Genomic DNA, 13,958 nt, shown 5'->3' on the forward strand with positions numbered 1-13,958 from the left:
CCTAGTCCCTCCGCCCAACCGCCTGATGGCCCAGCGGTCCGTTGCCCAGGCCAAAGCCCGGCGCAGCCATCAGGGCTTCGCGCACGAAAGCGCGGGCGGCGGCGACCGCGTGTTCCAGCGGGTCGCCCATCGCGAGCCGGGTGGCGATTGCGCTCGACAGTGTGCAGCCCGTGCCATGGGTCTGTTTGGTTACGATGCGCGCCTCGTTCCATTCGACCGGTGCAAGGCCCGGCCGCTCCAGCCGGTCGATCACCATCGGGCCGTCGGCGTCGCCGCCCTTCGCAAGATAGGCGACGCCGCGCCGGGCCATCGCTGCGTCGCCACCGAGCGCGGCCAGTTCGGGCACATTGGGGGTCGTGAGCGTCGCCAGTTCCATCAGCCATTCGAACACTTCGATCGTTGCCTCGTCGGCCAGCACGCTGCCGCTGGTCGCGACCATGACGGGATCGAACACGATCGGGCAGGACAAATCTTCGATCCGGTCCGCGACGACCTCGGCGATGTCGGCATTGCCGAGCATCCCGATCTTGATCGCATCGACCCCGATATCCGACAGGCAGGCGTCGATCTGCGCGGCCACGAATTCGGGGGAGAGCGATTCGACCGCGGTGACACCGCGCGTGTTCTGCGCGGTGACCGAAGTGATCGCTGTCATCGCATAGCCGCCCATCATCGTGATCGTCTTGATGTCGGCCTGGATACCCGCGCCGCCCGAACTGTCGGACCCGGCGATGGCGAGAATGCGCGGCGGGCGGATCATCCCTTGAACTTGCGCTCTTTCGAAGGCGGATATTTATCCTGAAGCGCCTTTGCGCGCGTCGGGCGGTCCATCAGCTCGCCGCCGCAGTTGGGGCAACGATCATCGAGCGCGTCGGCGCATTCGGCGCAGTAGGTGCATTCGAAGCTGCAAATGAAAGCGCCCGGCGCTTCGGCCGGCAGATCGGTGCCGCAGCGTTCGCAATCGGGGCGCATGTCGAGCATCAGGCGGCGTTCCGCACTGCGTCGCAGATCCGGTCGACCACGCGCTCGACCTGCTGCCCGTCGTCGCCTTCGGCCATCACCCGGATCAGCGGTTCGGTACCCGATGCACGGATGACCAGGCGACCCTTGCCCTGCAATTCGCGCTCGGCATCGGCAATACACGCCTTGACGCTGTCGGCATCGAGCGGCGAGCTGCCGTCGTAACGCACATTTTTGAGCAGTTGCGGGACGGTGTCGAACACGTGCAGCAACTCGCTCGCACGCTTGCCCGAGCGGACCAGGCTGGCGAGGACGCGCATGGCGGCGATCGTTCCGTCGCCCGTCGTCCCGTGATCGAGCAGGATCATGTGGCCCGACTGCTCGCCGCCAATGTTGAAGCCGCCTTGCTTCATCCGTTCGAGCACGTATCGGTCGCCGACCTTGGTTCGTTCGAGCGTCAGGCCGCGGGTCCCGAGATAACGCTCGAGGCCGAGGTTGGACATGACCGTGGCGACGACCCCGCCGCCGCGCAGCGCGCCCTTGTCTGCCATGCGACCTGCAATCAGCGCCATGATCTGGTCGCCATCGACCTCGTTGCCCTGCTCGTCGACCACGATCAGCCGGTCGGCATCCCCGTCAAGCGCGATGCCGATGTCTGCGCCTTCCTCGACGACTTTCGCCTTGACCGCATCGAGCGAGGTCGAGCCGACCTTGTCGTTGATGTTGGTCCCATTGGGCGAAACGCCGATGGTGATGACTTCGGCGCCCAGTTCCCAGATCGCTGACGGAGCCACCTGATAGGCTGCGCCATTGGCGCAATCGACCACCACCTTGAGATCGTCAAACCGGATTTCATCGCTGACCGACTGCTTGACGGCATGAATATAGCGCCCGCGCGCGTCCTCGATCCGGCGGGCGCGACCGATTTCGGCCGAAGGGACCAGATCGGGCTGCGCTTCGATCAGCGCCTCGATCGCCATCTCGGTCTCGTCCGACAGCTTGAAGCCGTCGGGCCCGAACAGCTTGATCCCGTTGTCCTTGTAGGGGTTGTGGCTGGCGGAAATCATCACGCCAAGATCCGCCCGCATTTCGCGCGTGAGCATCGCGATAGCGGGGGTGGGCAGGGGGCCGGTCATGATCACATCGACCCCGACGCTGGTGAAGCCCGCCACCAGCGCACTTTCCATCATGTAGCCCGACAGGCGCGTGTCCTTGCCGATCACTACCCGGTGGCGATGATCGCCGCGGCGGAAGTGATTGCCCGCCGCCTGTGCGACGCGCATCGCCATGGTGGCGGTCATCGCGCCCTTGTTGGTTTCGCCCCGGATGCCGTCGGTGCCGAAGAACTTGCGCCCCATCGATGTATCTCGCCTTCAATATGCTCGCCAAAGCGGGCCGAATTTGCCACGGGCTTCTGGCGCGATTAGGCGGCAAAGAAAAGGGGAGTGACGCGATTTGATCACCGAGGGGACACAACCGGTCGAACTGGTGACCATCCGCTTGCCGGTATGGTGGACTTTCGGCGGACTGGTGGCAGGCTTGCTGATCGGGCTGCTGCTGGTCGATACACCGGCCCTCGAATCCGTCCTGCTCGTTTCCGAACCAGTCGGCACGTTGTGGCTGCGCGGTTTGCAAATGACCATCATCCCGCTGGTCGCCGCCCTGCTGGTGCTCGGCATCTCGCAGATGGCGCGGGCGGCAAAAGCGGGCGCGGTCGCGCGGCGAATGCTGATGCTGGTCGCTGGCCTGCTGGTGCTGAGCGGGGTGATCAGCGCGATCTTCATGCCAATGCTGCTCGCGGTTTTTCCGATTCCCGAGGCTGCGAGCGCAATGCTGCTGAGCGAGACGGCGGAGGCGCAGCAGGTGCCCGGTCTGGGCGACTTCGTGACTTCGCTCGTCGCGCCCAATCTGATCGCCGCCGCCGCCGAAACCGCGATGTTACCGTTGACGCTGTTCTTCGCGCTCTTCGCGGTCGCGATCGCGCGATTGCCGGAAGGGCAGCGGGACACGATGACACATTTCTTCCAGGCATTGGCCAACGCGATGCTGACGATCATCGGCTGGGTGCTGTGGCTTGCGCCGATCGGCGTGTTCGCGCTGGCGGTCGGGGTTGCGGCGCGCAGCGGGGGCGGGGCCTTCGCCACGCTTGCACATTACATTCTGATCGTCACCGCGATGGGCACGCTGGTCCTGCTCGCCGCCTATCTGCTGGCAATGATCGGCGGGCGCAGGAGCCCGCTGGCCTTTGCCAAGGCGATGATCCCGTCGCAGGCAGTGGCGATTTCCACACAGAGCTCGCTCGCCAGCCTTCCCGCCATGCTCGACAGCGCGAAGCGGCTGGGCCTGCGCGATGCGACGGCCGATTTCGCGCTCCCGCTGGCGGTGGCGATCTTCCGCGCGACCAGCCCGGCGATGAACATGGCGGTGGCGATCTATGTTGCGCATCTCGCAGGCGTCGAACTCACGCCGCTTTCCCTGCTTGCAGGCGTAGGCGTTGCCTTCATCATCAGCATCGGCTCGGTCAGCCTGCCCGGATCGATCAGCTTCGTCATCTCGATCGGCCCGATCGCGCTGGCGATGGGCGTGCCGGTCGAACCGCTGGCATTGCTGGTGGCGGTCGAGATGCTGCCCGACATCATGCGGACACTTGGCAATGTCACGATGAATGTCGCGGTCGCCTCTACGGTCGACCGCGCCGCAGGAGATTAAGCCTGCGGGTTTCCTGCAACGCATTGCGCGCCTGTGCGTAGTGCCTACATACCCCGCAACGATCTTTTCATGACAAGACCAAGGATAAGGGAGTTACCATGGCATTCGATCTCACCCCCCTGCCGTATGACGACACGGCGCTGGCCCCCGCAGTTTCGGCCGAAACCCTGTCGTTCCACCACGGCAAGCACCACAAGACCTACGTCGACAAGACCAACGCCGCGATCGAAGGCACCGATCTGGCCGGCAAGTCGCTGGAAGAGGTGATTGCCGCCGCGCGTGGTTCCAACCAGGGGCTGTTCAACAACAGCGCGCAAAGCTGGAACCACGGGTTCTACTGGCACTCGATGGCGGCGGAGAGCACTTCGGCTTCGGACGAACTCCAGTCGATGATCGACGATGCCTTCGGTTCGACCGACGAACTGGTCAAGCAGCTGCAGGATCGCGGTGCAGGCCACTTCGCCAGCGGCTGGGTCTGGCTGGCGGAGAAGGGCGGCAAGCTGTCGATCGAGGAAACCCACGATGGCGACACGCTGGCCGACAGCGATTTCAACCCGCTGCTGACGATCGACGTGTGGGAACACGCCTATTACCTCGACCACCAGAACGCGCGTCCGGCTTATCTCAAGGCGGTGACCGAGACGAAGCTCAACTGGGCCTTCGCGTCGGAAAACCTCGCGCGCGGGACGACCTGGACCTATCCGGCCTGACGGAAATCAAGTTGCAGGAATGGGCCCGCCATCGGGCGCGGCGGGCCTTTTCGTGCGTCTCAACCGTGGGTCGACTGGGCACTGTCATCGTCGGCCCCCAATGCCATGAGGTTGGTGGCGAAAAGGGGCTCGCCGAACACGAACCCGACAAGGTTCGGACGTCCGACATGGTCGAAGAAGGCGGTCAGCATCAACAGGATCGGCACCGAAAGCAGCGCGCCGAACACGCCCCAGATCCACGAAAAATAGCTGAAGGCAATGAGTATCATCACCGGGTTCATGGTGAACCGCGCGCCGAGGATCGACGGGGTGACGATATTCGATTCCACGGTGTGTAGCACCAGATAGGCGAGCGCCGGGACCATCCCCAGCGCCAGTGCGTCGGCCGTGCCAAGGCCGAACAGTGCGAGCAGGGCAATCATCGCGAAGGGCCCGATATAGGGTATGAAATTGAGCAATGCGGCAAGTCCGCCCCACATCAAGGGCGCGTCGACACCGAGCAACCATGCACCCAGCGCCACGATCACCCCGACCCCGAGGTTGATACATGCGACGGTCAGGATGTAAGCGGCAACCCGGTCCTGTACTTCGCGCAGCACCCGCGCCGCCTTGATGCTGGTGCCGTAGGACGCACGGTCGAACAGCAGGTGGCGGCGCAGCCGGACGCGCGCCTCGATCATGAAAAAGGCCATCAGGAAAGTCAGCAGAACTTCCAGCAGGAGGCTCGGCGTCGCGACCGCGATCTGCTGAACAAACGACGGCCCGGCCAGGACGACTTCGCGCCCGCCCTCGGTGCCCATGGCCCGAGCGAGCTGATCGTTGATCGATGCCAGCCAGGCGAATTCGTCCTGCAATTCCTCGAACCTGCGGGCGACCTGCTCGGCCATCTGCGGCAACTGGTCGAGCAGGGTGCCTGCCGGCTGGAGGATCACGGCAAAGGCGAACATCAGCACGACAAGAAATGACAGCAAGGCGAGAAGCGACGCCAGAACATTGGGCAACCCCCAACCCGAAAGGCGGTCAGCCAACGGCGAGAGCAGGATCATCAGGATGACCGCCGTGGTCAGCGGCAGGAACACGACCGAACCGATCGACAGCACAAACGGCAATGCGAGGAACAGACCGATGCCGATCAACACCACCAGCGCCGAAATCAGGCGCAGTTCCTGCTCGGCAAACGCCATGCGTCGGCTGGACGGGGCTAGCCTCTTGGGGGATTGGACCGGTGGTTTGGAGCTCATGACAAGCTAATCATTACGCCTGTCGCCCCGCACGGCAAGCATTCACCGCAGCTATGACTGAGACGTCAGAATTTCGCCGCAACGCCGTTCCCGGCCACTACAGCGTCGAGTTCCTTGAGAATGGCGCCATGCGCCAGGTCGTCGTCGAGCGAGCGCCGCGGGATATCCCCTTCCTCGAGCATCGAAGTCAGCGCAGCGCGGGCGCGGCCCACGCGGCTCTTGATCGTCCCGATCGCGCAGCCGCAGATTTCGGCTGCCTCCTCGTAGGAAAAGCCACCGGCACCGACCAGGAGCAAGGCTTCGCGCCGCTCGGCCGGGAGCGTCAACAGCGCCCGGTGCATGTCCGACAGATGCAGCGGTTCTTCCTGCCCGGCCGGGGCCGTCAGGATTCGCTCGGCCACGCCCTCGTCATATTCGCCGCGGAAACGGTTGCGGCGCATGTCGGTGAGGTAGGCGTTGCGCAGGATGACAAAGGTCCATGCGCGCATGCTGGTGCCGGGTTCGAACCGGTCCTGTGCGGCCCACGCCTTGAGCATGGTCTCCTGAACCAGATCGTCCGCCATGTCGGGCCGGCCGCACAGCCCCCGCGCAAAGGCGCGCAGGTGCGGAATGACCTCGGTCAGTTCTTTCTTGAAATCGGCCTTTTCGGAGACCGTCCGTTCCGGGTGGCTCATCAGCGCTTATCGTCCAGGCGCGAGAGCAGATCCTTGAAACTGTCGGGCAGTGGCTCCTCTATCACGGAATCATAGAGCTGTTGCAAGCCGCTGGCCCAGCCGGGCTTGCGCGCCGCAGGACCACGATTCTTGCCTGACCGCTCTCCGCCAGACTTTTCTACCTCTTTGTCACGCTTCATTGTGTTCGCCATTCCTCCGGCCAGCTTGGCGATTTCCATGCGGCATTTTTGAGTTTCGGTCCCGTGGGCATGGAACGATAGGTGCTTTGTTTTGTTCCCTATGCAACATAGCTTCATTCATTCGCCAGCGAACCCGTATCAGGCCTTAGGATAGTGACCATTGGTGGCAAGGAAATATCCTGAACGCCGGACCCGGCGGCTACTGATCGAGTACCCGCGCGCGGTCCCGCTCGCCCTCTTCCTGCTGGTAGCTGCGATCACCGGGCTGAGTGTCTACGCGATCGAAACGGGCGAGAGTGAACGGGAAAGATCAGAATTGCGTGAGCGCGCAAAGGCAATTGCATCGGCCGTAGAGCGCCGGGGCAACAGCTCTGCGGCATACCTGCGCGCGGGGGCGGCTTTGTTCGGCAGTTCGGAAGATATCGAACCGCTGCTGTTCCAGAGTTTTGTTACCCAGCTCCAGCTTGACTCCGATTTCCGAGGGGCGGAAGGCATCGGGTGGGCCCGGCGGCTGCGCCTCGGCGAAATCGAGGCATTCGAAGAGCGAGTAAGCACATTCGTACCGGGCGACTTCGCAGTCTTCCCGCGTCCTCCTGCAGATCGGACGCATGTCGTTCCGATCACCTACCTCCAGCCGGACACCGAGCGCAGCCGGCGGGCGTTGGGCTTCGACATGTATTCGGAGCCGGTGCGCCGCAAGGCGATGGACGAGGCGGAGCGCAGCACGCGGCCGACTGCCACCGGCAAAATCGTGCTGATACAGGAAGGCACCGGCTCGGATCCTGGCTTCCTGATCTATATGCCGGTATTCCAGGAAGGTCGGACACCACGGCGTCTCAAGGGATTTATCTACAGCCCATTCCGCGCGCAGGAGTTTCTCTTCTCGGCGCTGGAGCTTGAGGGTCGGGGAGAAAAAGGCGTACGGCTCTATGACGGGATCATCTCTCCCGATCGGCTGCTGGCCGAGGTGCCGCCGGATGTGACGACCGGGGTGACAATGACCCAATCTGTCCGGATTGCCCAGCGCGACATGGTGCTCGAGATCGAGTCCTCGCTCGACTCGTCCCTGTCGACATTGTCGATGATCACGCTCCTTTTCGGTTTGCTGGTTGCAACCTTGCTTATGGTGGTTGCCCGATTGCTGACGCATCAGGCGCTGGAAGACCGGGCGGCTCTCGATTGGTTCGAGGAGCAGAATTCGATCCGCAACTCGCTCACCCGTGAATTGAATCATCGGGTCAAGAACACGCTGGCGAATGTGCTTTCGATTGTCGCTTTGACACGCCGGCGGGCAGATTCCCTTGATTCATTCGCAGAGAGCCTTGACGGGCGTATCCGCGCTCTGTCCGCGACACACGATCTGCTTACGAAATCGGAATGGGGAACAACTCCGATCCGCGATGTCGTTCAGGCCGAATTGGCACCCTATGCGAGGCACGACGACAATATCCTCGACTTGTGCGGAGACGAGGTTGCGCTGGCACCGAATGATGCCTTGTCACTCGGGCTGGCCATCCACGAACTGGCGACAAACGCGGCAAAATACGGTGCGCTCAGCGCTGTAGGGGGTAAGATCTTGCTCACCTGGTCGCTGGTCGGACCGGACAAGGTCCGCTTGGAATGGATCGAAAGTGGCGGCCCGCCCGTTGCCACGAAGGAAGAGCGCGCGCGCGGGTTCGGCACCGAGCTGATCGAGAAGATCGTGGCACACGAATTGCGCCACCCGGTCACTCTCGAATTCCGGCCTGATGGCGTACGGTGCGAGATCTTTGTCCCCGTGCGCCGACCGAGCGACTTTCGCATGCGGGTCGAGAAACGCCCCGGTTAGGCCCGGTCGCGAACCGGGCTCACGCGAATGGTCGGCTCGACCCGAAGAACAGGGCCTGGCTGATCGCGGTGCGGACTGTGCTTTCCTGAAACGGCTTGGTGACAAGATAGGTCGGTTCCGGGCGATCTCCGGTGAGCAGCCGCTCGGGATAGGCGGTGATGAAGATCACCGGCACGCTACCGAGCGACAAGATGTCGTCGACCGCATCGAGGCCCGACGAGCCATCGGCCAGCTGGATGTCCGCCAGCACAAGACCCGGCTTGTTGTTGGCCACGACTTCGCTAGCCTGGGTGCGCGTTGCAGCGGTCCCGCAGATTTCATGCCCAAGCGAGGAAACCAGATCCTCAAGCTGCATCGAAATGAGCGGCTCGTCTTCGATGATCAGGACGCTGGTTGTCGATTCACGGTCGATCTCATCGATCGCCTCGCGCACCAGTTCCTGGATATCCCCCTCGCCGAGGTCCATGATCTCTCCAGCCTCTGAAGCGGTGAAATCTTCCAGTGTGGTCAGCAACAAGGCCTGTCGGTTGAGCGGCGTCACTCGCCTCAAGCGGTCTTGCGCGGCCACTTCGTGCTGGCCGAGCTCCTCATGTTTGGGAGCATCCTGATAGGCGCTCGCCCAGATCTTGTTGAAGGCCCGATACAACGGAACGCGTCCGTCGGCGAGCGAAGCCTTGAGCTCCTCGTCGGACAATGCCGCTTCAAGCGTGGCACGGACGAAGCTGTCGCCGCTGGCTTGCGAACCGGTCAGCGCGCGCGCGTAACGCCGCAAACAGGGTAGGTTGGCGGCGACTTGGTTCCCGAGCGACATATGATCCCTTCATTATACATCCGCACCCGCAACGTTCGTTCGTGAGGTTGGTTCCAAAGCAACCACAACCGCCAGCATTCAATTTATCGCTCACACTCCCGATGGAGGCCTGAGCAAAAAATTTTCGGGCTGCTGGAACCGTCCGCCGGGCAAGGCATTTAGCTTATGTCACCGCCGAGACCCCCCTCCCGTCCAAGCGGCTGGTGACACGATCCCGAAGGCCTCCCGGTCCCTATGGACCCGGAGGCCTTTTTTCGTTCTGGCGGTATGCCACGCTTCGTTCGGGTGGAAGTCCGTCAAATCGCCGGTCATCGCGAAGTCAGACCAACCCCTTGGCAGCCGGATCCGGGAAGAGCGCATCCAGCAATGCCTGCCGGGAGACCGGTTTCTCAAGCACAGTACCGATTCGTGCAATGTCCGGCGGGATCTCCCCGGGAACGCCGGTAGCGAAGACGATCTGTGGCGGATTGGGGCCGATCACACTGACCAGTTCCGCGATGCTCCAGCCGTCCGCGCGATCGGCCAGATGCACATCGAGCACCAGCGCATCAGGCCGCCCTTCGCGCAATTGTGCCAATGCCTCTTCGGTGGTCGCAGCGAACCTGATATCTCGAATGCCCGCGTCATGCATGGTCTCTGCCATCGCCTGGGCGATGATCGCATCGTCCTCGACGATCAGCGCGGTGCGAATGGGTTTGCGTCGCGGCATGCGGTCCTCGGGTATGACCGCTGTGTCGGCCCTGTCGCGCCTACAACGGCCAATCTTCGCAGGCGTTCCACTCAGCGCCCCCGGTTGAGTCTAGAGAGACTTCGAATAGATCGCATAGCGTCGGTTGACCGAGCTGTTGATTGCGTCGGCTATTGCAATCATCCCCTGGTTGTCGTCGAGAATCCAGCCAATCTCGGCCCGCTTCGTATTCAATTTTGCAGTAGCCACCCGGCGGATGTCGCTGATCATCATGAAGGCGAGCTGGCTCGCAAGCCGGGAATTGTGCAGTTCCCGCAAGACGCCCATCAGCGGCACCCGCATGCCGGCTCCGTACGGACTGCGCAGCCAGCGGAGCAGGTGGAACCAGCCGAATGGAAACAGCTTTCCGTCGATCTTGCGTAGTGCGTCGTTGATATCGGGCAGGGTCAGCATGAAGGCGACCGGGCGTCCGTCCAACTCGGCGATCCGGTTGAGTTCGGGCCTGATGAGCGGTTTGAGCTTCTTGCCTGCATAGGCGATTTCCCTCTCCGTAAACGGCACAAACCCCCAGTTGCTCGACCAGGCATCGTTGAGGATGCGAAGCACCGTTTCGACTTCCTCTTCCCAACGGGAGAGGTCGACGGGTCGAATGGCGATACGTTCGTTGCGCTGTCCCGACGCGACGATGCGCTGGATAAGCGGAGGAAATTCAGGCGTGACGTCGAGATCATAGGTCAACAGCGTCTTGGCCAAGGCATAGCCCTGCGCTTCGATCCATCCCTGATACCTGGCCGGATGATGACCCATCATGATCATCGGTGCATGATCGTGGCCCTCCACCAACAGGCCCGGCTCCTCCCAGATCGACATGGAAATCGGGCCGAGCACGCGCGTCATCCCCTGTTCGCGCAGCCAAGCCTCGGCCCGCGCCAGCAACGCAGCACCAATGTCCGCATCCTCTGCATCGAAATAGCCGAACATTCCCGTGCCCGGACCCATGCCCTGCTCGGGCGGCAGACGCAGCGCGAGCTCGTCGATATGCGCCGAAATGCGCCCGGCCGGTTTGCCGCCGCGATAGGCAATGAACAGCTGGACCTGGGCATGCTCGAAGAACGGGTTCTTGTTCGGATCGATCAGTTCGAGCAGCTCTCCGCGAAGCTGGGGTACGCTGTGCGGGGTTCTCGCCGCAAAGTCGCGTCCTAGATCGACGAATGCGCCGCGGCCCGGCTTGTCGTTTACGGGCGCAATGACTATCTCGTCGGAACTCACTCGTCTCGTCCTGTTCAGCCTGGGTTCGCCCTGTGAGTGATTAAGCGCCGCTGTCAAGCGAGCGCGTCAGCCGGGCCGAATGCGCAAGCGAGTCGATTACTCTCGCCGGCATGACTTGTTTGTCTTGTGCGCCGCTTGTGCAGTAAGGTGCCTTCGGAGAATTTCGGAAAACCGCAAATGGAAAAGACGCTCGACCCTGCGATATCCGTGCCCGCAGCGGCACCGCGCGCCAGCCGCGAGCAGTTCCGCGCATCCGACGACAAGGTCATGCTTCGCCTCGCGCGTGACCTGACGAAGGACATCGCCGATGCGAATCCATCGATCTACTGGCCCGATATGCTGCTGTCTGCGGGAATTGGATATGCCGCGATGGCCGGTGCGATCCTTGTGTCGAGCGTTCCGATGGCGATTGCCCTCGGCTTGATCTCTGCACTCGCGCTCTATCGCGCGCTGATGTTTATCCATGAGCTGACCCATATCCATCGCAATGCACTCCCCGGCTTCCGCCTGGCGTGGAACGTGCTGGTCGGCATCCCGATGCTGGTGCCGAGTTACATGTACGAAGGCGTGCACACGATCCACCACAAGCGCACCCAGTACGGCACGATCGAGGATCCGGAGTATCTCCCGCTGGCGCTGATGAAGCCGTGGAGCTTGCCGCTGTTCGTGCTGGTGGCCTTGCTTGCGCCGGTGGCTTTCCTGCTGCGCTGCGCGATCCTGTTGCCATTGGGAGCAGCCATACCCCCAATCCGCCGGCTGACCTGGGAGCGGTTTTCCGCGTTGTCGATCAATCCGGATTTCCGCCGTCGCCCGCCCGAGGGGGAAATGAAAGGGCGGGTCTTCTGGCAGGAGTTCGGCGGCTTCGTCTGGTCGTGGGCCCTCATCGGCAGCGTGTTTGCGTTCGGCTGGCGACCGTTGCTGATTGCGCTGGCAATCGTTTCGTTCACCGCAGTCCTCAATCAGCTGCGTACGCTTGTCGCGCATCTGTGGGAGAACGAAGGCGAGCCAATGACGGTGACTGCGCAGTTTCTCGATTCGGTCAACGTCCCCCCGCCCGGCTTCGCGGCGGAGCTGTGGGCACCGGTCGGACTACGCTATCATGCGCTGCACCACCTGATGCCCTCGATGCCCTATCATGCGTTGCCGGAAGCGCACCGCCGGCTAAAGGGCGAACTGGGCAACGCATCGACCTATGATGGGGCCAACCACCCCGGTATGCTGCACCTTGTGGGCCGGATCGCCCGCAGCACCATGGCCGTGCGATGAAGCTCTAATCGAGGAACCGGATCATCGCGCAGCGCCGTTCTGCTGGGAGGCCGAGAGCGATGTCGCTTGCATGCGCTTCGAGCAGATGCGGCCTGCCCTCGAGGTTCTCGACTTCGACGAAGCCGTGACGGGCATAGAAGGGCGCATTCCAAGGAATATCGCGGAAGGTGTTGAGCGTAATCGCCCGATAGCCTGAATTGCGGGCATCGACAGCGAGCGCCTCGAGCAGGGTCGCCCCGATCTTGCGGCCCTGATACGCCCGTGCGACGCTCAACTCGTGCAGATGGAGTTCCCGCCCGGCAGGCGCGGCGGCAGCAAAGCCGACAATCTCGTTCCCCACCAGTGCTGTCAGCGAGCGCCCCTTGGCGATGACCTTTGCATGGTCTTGTGCCGAAGCAGTGGGCGGGATGGGCACGCCTGCCAGCGAAGGCTCTTCGCGCAGCAGATCAGTGGCGTCATCCTCGACCCGGTGATACGCCTCGGCATCGCCCTCCTGCGCCAGCCGAAGCGTGAAGCCGCTCATTCCTCTGTCCGGATGAGCACCGTTTCGCCGATCAGCAGGAACAGCAGGAACGGCCCCCAAGCCGCGAGGAACGGCGGATATCCGCCGAAGCTTCCCATCGCGAGCGCCGCATTGTCGACCACGAAATAGGCGAAGCCCAGCGCCATGCCGATGATCGCGCGAATGAACACCGCACCCGACCGTGCAAGCCCGAAGGCTGCAACCGAACCCAGCAAGGGCATTAGAAACGCCGATAGGGGCCCCGAAATCTTGTGCCACCACGCAGCGCGCAGCTCGCTCGTCCTGCGCCCGGCGGCCTCATACGCCTCGATCGAATCCGCCAGGGCGAAGAAGGATTGAGTTTCGGCATCGATGCCGTCGAGCTCGATTTGCTCGATTGTCAATCCGCGGGCCACGACAAGCTCGCTGCCCTTGCGGGTCTCGGCTGTGGCGACATCGAAACCTTCGACCCCTTCAAGCTTCCACCCGGGGGCGGCGAAAGTCGCGCTGGTGGCCTTGACCTGCTCCGCCAGCATGCCAAGCGGATCACGCTTGTACCAGGTGACGCCTTCCATCCGTATCGCTGCGCCCGATCCGATCAACCGTTGGGCGACGAGGATATCGGTCCCGTCGGTCAGGTAGACATTGCTGCGTTCTTCGGACGTAGACGGGACCTGGGCGAACTCGTTGCCCTCCCACGCCTTGAGCGTCGCGGTCGCGCGGGTGACGACGTTTTCGTTGAAGGCGAAGCTCGCCACGGACACCATCAGCGCGGTGAGCAGCAAGGGAGCCAGCACCTGATGCGCCGAAAGCCCGGCGGACTTCATCGCCACCACTTCGCTGTTCTGGTTGAGCGTCACCAGCGTGATCAGCGTGGCGAGAAGCACCGAATAGGGCAGGAAGCTGGCGATCAGCTCAGGCACCCGCAAACCGGCGTAGGTCAGGATTTCGCGCTGTCCATTGCCCGGCACGGCGAGGATTTCACCCGTCTTGCCCAGCAGGTCGAGCGCCAGCAACACCACGACCAGCACCGCAAGCATCGCGATGATGCGGGCCACGAACAGTCGCGCCATGTAGAGCGTCAGCGTGCGGGAAGGGAAGAAGTCGAGCTGCATATCCCG

15 protein-coding genes are annotated in these 13,958 nt (G+C 62.9%); 4 read left to right on the forward strand and 11 right to left on the reverse strand.

The annotated features are described in order from the left end of the window. Window position 1: 1 nt before the first annotated feature. Genes thiD through glmM form a run of 3 tightly spaced genes read right to left on the reverse strand, consistent with a single transcriptional unit; the run spans window position 2 to window position 2,318 of the window. Entirely contained in the window at window positions 2–760 is a 759-nt protein-coding gene (thiD, locus tag NSO95_RS02095; protein WP_257594484.1) for a bifunctional hydroxymethylpyrimidine kinase/phosphomethylpyrimidine kinase, read from the reverse strand. After that, complete coding sequence (locus NSO95_RS02100; RefSeq protein ID WP_257594485.1) at window positions 757–981, reverse strand: DUF1272 domain-containing protein; 225 nt, start codon at window positions 979–981, stop codon at window positions 757–759. The genes thiD and NSO95_RS02100 overlap by 4 nt, the downstream gene beginning before the upstream one ends. After that, on the reverse strand, window positions 981–2,318 hold the full coding sequence (glmM, locus tag NSO95_RS02105; RefSeq protein WP_257594486.1) for a phosphoglucosamine mutase: 1,338 nt from the start codon (window positions 2,316–2,318) through the stop codon (window positions 981–983). The genes NSO95_RS02100 and glmM overlap by 1 nt, the downstream gene beginning before the upstream one ends. A gap of 97 nt (window positions 2,319–2,415) precedes the next feature. Here glmM and NSO95_RS02110 point away from each other — a divergent pair, with 97 nt between their 5' ends. Together NSO95_RS02110 and NSO95_RS02115 are read left to right on the forward strand one after the other, a co-directional pair. After that, complete coding sequence (locus tag NSO95_RS02110; RefSeq protein WP_257594487.1) at window positions 2,416–3,669, forward strand: dicarboxylate/amino acid:cation symporter; 1,254 nt, start codon at window positions 2,416–2,418, stop codon at window positions 3,667–3,669. 98 nt (window positions 3,670–3,767) lie between these two features. Then, window positions 3,768–4,379 (forward strand): superoxide dismutase, encoded by a 612-nt coding sequence (locus NSO95_RS02115; protein ID WP_257594488.1) that lies wholly within the window; start codon window positions 3,768–3,770, stop codon window positions 4,377–4,379. Between the two features lie 59 nt (window positions 4,380–4,438). On the opposite strand, the gene NSO95_RS02120 is transcribed toward NSO95_RS02115, so the two are convergent. The 3 genes from NSO95_RS02120 to NSO95_RS02130 all read right to left on the reverse strand — a co-directional run bounded on the left by NSO95_RS02120 (window position 4,439) and on the right by NSO95_RS02130 (window position 6,512). Next, the gene (locus NSO95_RS02120) at window positions 4,439–5,620 is read right to left on the reverse strand and encodes an AI-2E family transporter (protein ID WP_257594489.1); all 1,182 of its coding nucleotides are present in this window, start codon (window positions 5,618–5,620) and stop codon (window positions 4,439–4,441) included. Window positions 5,621–5,685: 65 nt separating this feature from the next. Then, window positions 5,686–6,294: a sigma-70 family RNA polymerase sigma factor gene (locus tag NSO95_RS02125; RefSeq protein WP_257594490.1), complete on the reverse strand. Its 609-nt coding sequence runs from the start codon at window positions 6,292–6,294 to the stop codon at window positions 5,686–5,688. Beyond that, on the reverse strand, window positions 6,294–6,512 hold the full coding sequence (locus NSO95_RS02130; RefSeq protein WP_257594491.1) for a NepR family anti-sigma factor: 219 nt from the start codon (window positions 6,510–6,512) through the stop codon (window positions 6,294–6,296). The genes NSO95_RS02125 and NSO95_RS02130 overlap by 1 nt, the downstream gene beginning before the upstream one ends. A 124-nt stretch (window positions 6,513–6,636) precedes the next feature. Between NSO95_RS02130 and NSO95_RS02135 the strand changes: the two genes are divergently transcribed. Next, complete coding sequence (locus NSO95_RS02135) at window positions 6,637–8,301, forward strand: CHASE domain-containing protein (RefSeq protein WP_257594492.1); 1,665 nt, start codon at window positions 6,637–6,639, stop codon at window positions 8,299–8,301. A gap of 19 nt (window positions 8,302–8,320) precedes the next feature. Here NSO95_RS02135 and NSO95_RS02140 read toward each other — a convergent pair whose 3' ends face one another. The 3 genes from NSO95_RS02140 to NSO95_RS02150 form a co-directional block, all read right to left on the reverse strand. After that, entirely contained in the window at window positions 8,321–9,112 is a 792-nt protein-coding gene (locus NSO95_RS02140) for a response regulator (RefSeq protein ID WP_257594493.1), read from the reverse strand. Window positions 9,113–9,431: 319 nt separating this feature from the next. Then, window positions 9,432–9,821 (reverse strand): response regulator, encoded by a 390-nt coding sequence (locus NSO95_RS02145; RefSeq protein WP_257594494.1) that lies wholly within the window; start codon window positions 9,819–9,821, stop codon window positions 9,432–9,434. Window positions 9,822–9,911: 90 nt separating this feature from the next. Continuing rightward, window positions 9,912–11,069 (reverse strand): GNAT family N-acetyltransferase, encoded by a 1,158-nt coding sequence (locus NSO95_RS02150; RefSeq protein WP_257594495.1) that lies wholly within the window; start codon window positions 11,067–11,069, stop codon window positions 9,912–9,914. A gap of 177 nt (window positions 11,070–11,246) precedes the next feature. Here NSO95_RS02150 and NSO95_RS02155 point away from each other — a divergent pair, with 177 nt between their 5' ends. Further along, the gene (locus NSO95_RS02155) at window positions 11,247–12,335 is read left to right on the forward strand and encodes a fatty acid desaturase family protein (protein ID WP_257594496.1); all 1,089 of its coding nucleotides are present in this window, start codon (window positions 11,247–11,249) and stop codon (window positions 12,333–12,335) included. Window positions 12,336–12,339: 4 nt separating this feature from the next. Here the strand turns inward: NSO95_RS02155 and NSO95_RS02160 are convergent, their stop codons facing one another. Next, window positions 12,340–12,858 (reverse strand): GNAT family N-acetyltransferase, encoded by a 519-nt coding sequence (locus tag NSO95_RS02160; RefSeq protein WP_257594497.1) that lies wholly within the window; start codon window positions 12,856–12,858, stop codon window positions 12,340–12,342. Continuing rightward, window positions 12,855–13,952, reverse strand: a complete 1,098-nt coding sequence (gene lptG, locus NSO95_RS02165) for an LPS export ABC transporter permease LptG (RefSeq protein WP_257594498.1) — start codon at window positions 13,950–13,952, stop codon at window positions 12,855–12,857. The genes NSO95_RS02160 and lptG overlap by 4 nt, the downstream gene beginning before the upstream one ends. Window positions 13,953–13,958 lie beyond the last annotated feature (6 nt).

Origin of the sequence: Parerythrobacter lacustris, from assembly GCF_024626475.1 — a bacterium.
GTDB lineage: Bacteria > Pseudomonadota > Alphaproteobacteria > Sphingomonadales > Sphingomonadaceae > Parerythrobacter_A > Parerythrobacter_A lacustris.

What these genes read in the sequence shown, in the direction of transcription:
- NSO95_RS02120 (WP_257594489.1), bottom strand. Translation starts at nt 5,620, where the DNA reads ATGAGCTCCAAACCACCGGTCCAATCCCCCAAGAGGCTAGCCCCGTCC.
- NSO95_RS02145 (WP_257594494.1), bottom strand. Translation starts at nt 9,821, where the DNA reads ATGCCGCGACGCAAACCCATTCGCACCGCGCTGATCGTCGAGGACGAT.
- NSO95_RS02155 (WP_257594496.1), top strand. Translation starts at nt 11,247, where the DNA reads ATGGAAAAGACGCTCGACCCTGCGATATCCGTGCCCGCAGCGGCACCG.
- NSO95_RS02140 (WP_257594493.1), bottom strand. Translation starts at nt 9,112, where the DNA reads ATGTCGCTCGGGAACCAAGTCGCCGCCAACCTACCCTGTTTGCGGCGT.
- NSO95_RS02160 (WP_257594497.1), bottom strand. Translation starts at nt 12,858, where the DNA reads ATGAGCGGCTTCACGCTTCGGCTGGCGCAGGAGGGCGATGCCGAGGCG.
- NSO95_RS02125 (WP_257594490.1), bottom strand. Translation starts at nt 6,294, where the DNA reads ATGAGCCACCCGGAACGGACGGTCTCCGAAAAGGCCGATTTCAAGAAA.
- glmM (WP_257594486.1), bottom strand. Translation starts at nt 2,318, where the DNA reads ATGGGGCGCAAGTTCTTCGGCACCGACGGCATCCGGGGCGAAACCAAC.
- NSO95_RS02130 (WP_257594491.1), bottom strand. Translation starts at nt 6,512, where the DNA reads ATGGAAATCGCCAAGCTGGCCGGAGGAATGGCGAACACAATGAAGCGT.
- lptG (WP_257594498.1), bottom strand. Translation starts at nt 13,952, where the DNA reads ATGCAGCTCGACTTCTTCCCTTCCCGCACGCTGACGCTCTACATGGCG.
- thiD (WP_257594484.1), bottom strand. Translation starts at nt 760, where the DNA reads ATGATCCGCCCGCCGCGCATTCTCGCCATCGCCGGGTCCGACAGTTCG.
- NSO95_RS02100 (WP_257594485.1), bottom strand. Translation starts at nt 981, where the DNA reads ATGCTCGACATGCGCCCCGATTGCGAACGCTGCGGCACCGATCTGCCG.
- NSO95_RS02115 (WP_257594488.1), top strand. Translation starts at nt 3,768, where the DNA reads ATGGCATTCGATCTCACCCCCCTGCCGTATGACGACACGGCGCTGGCC.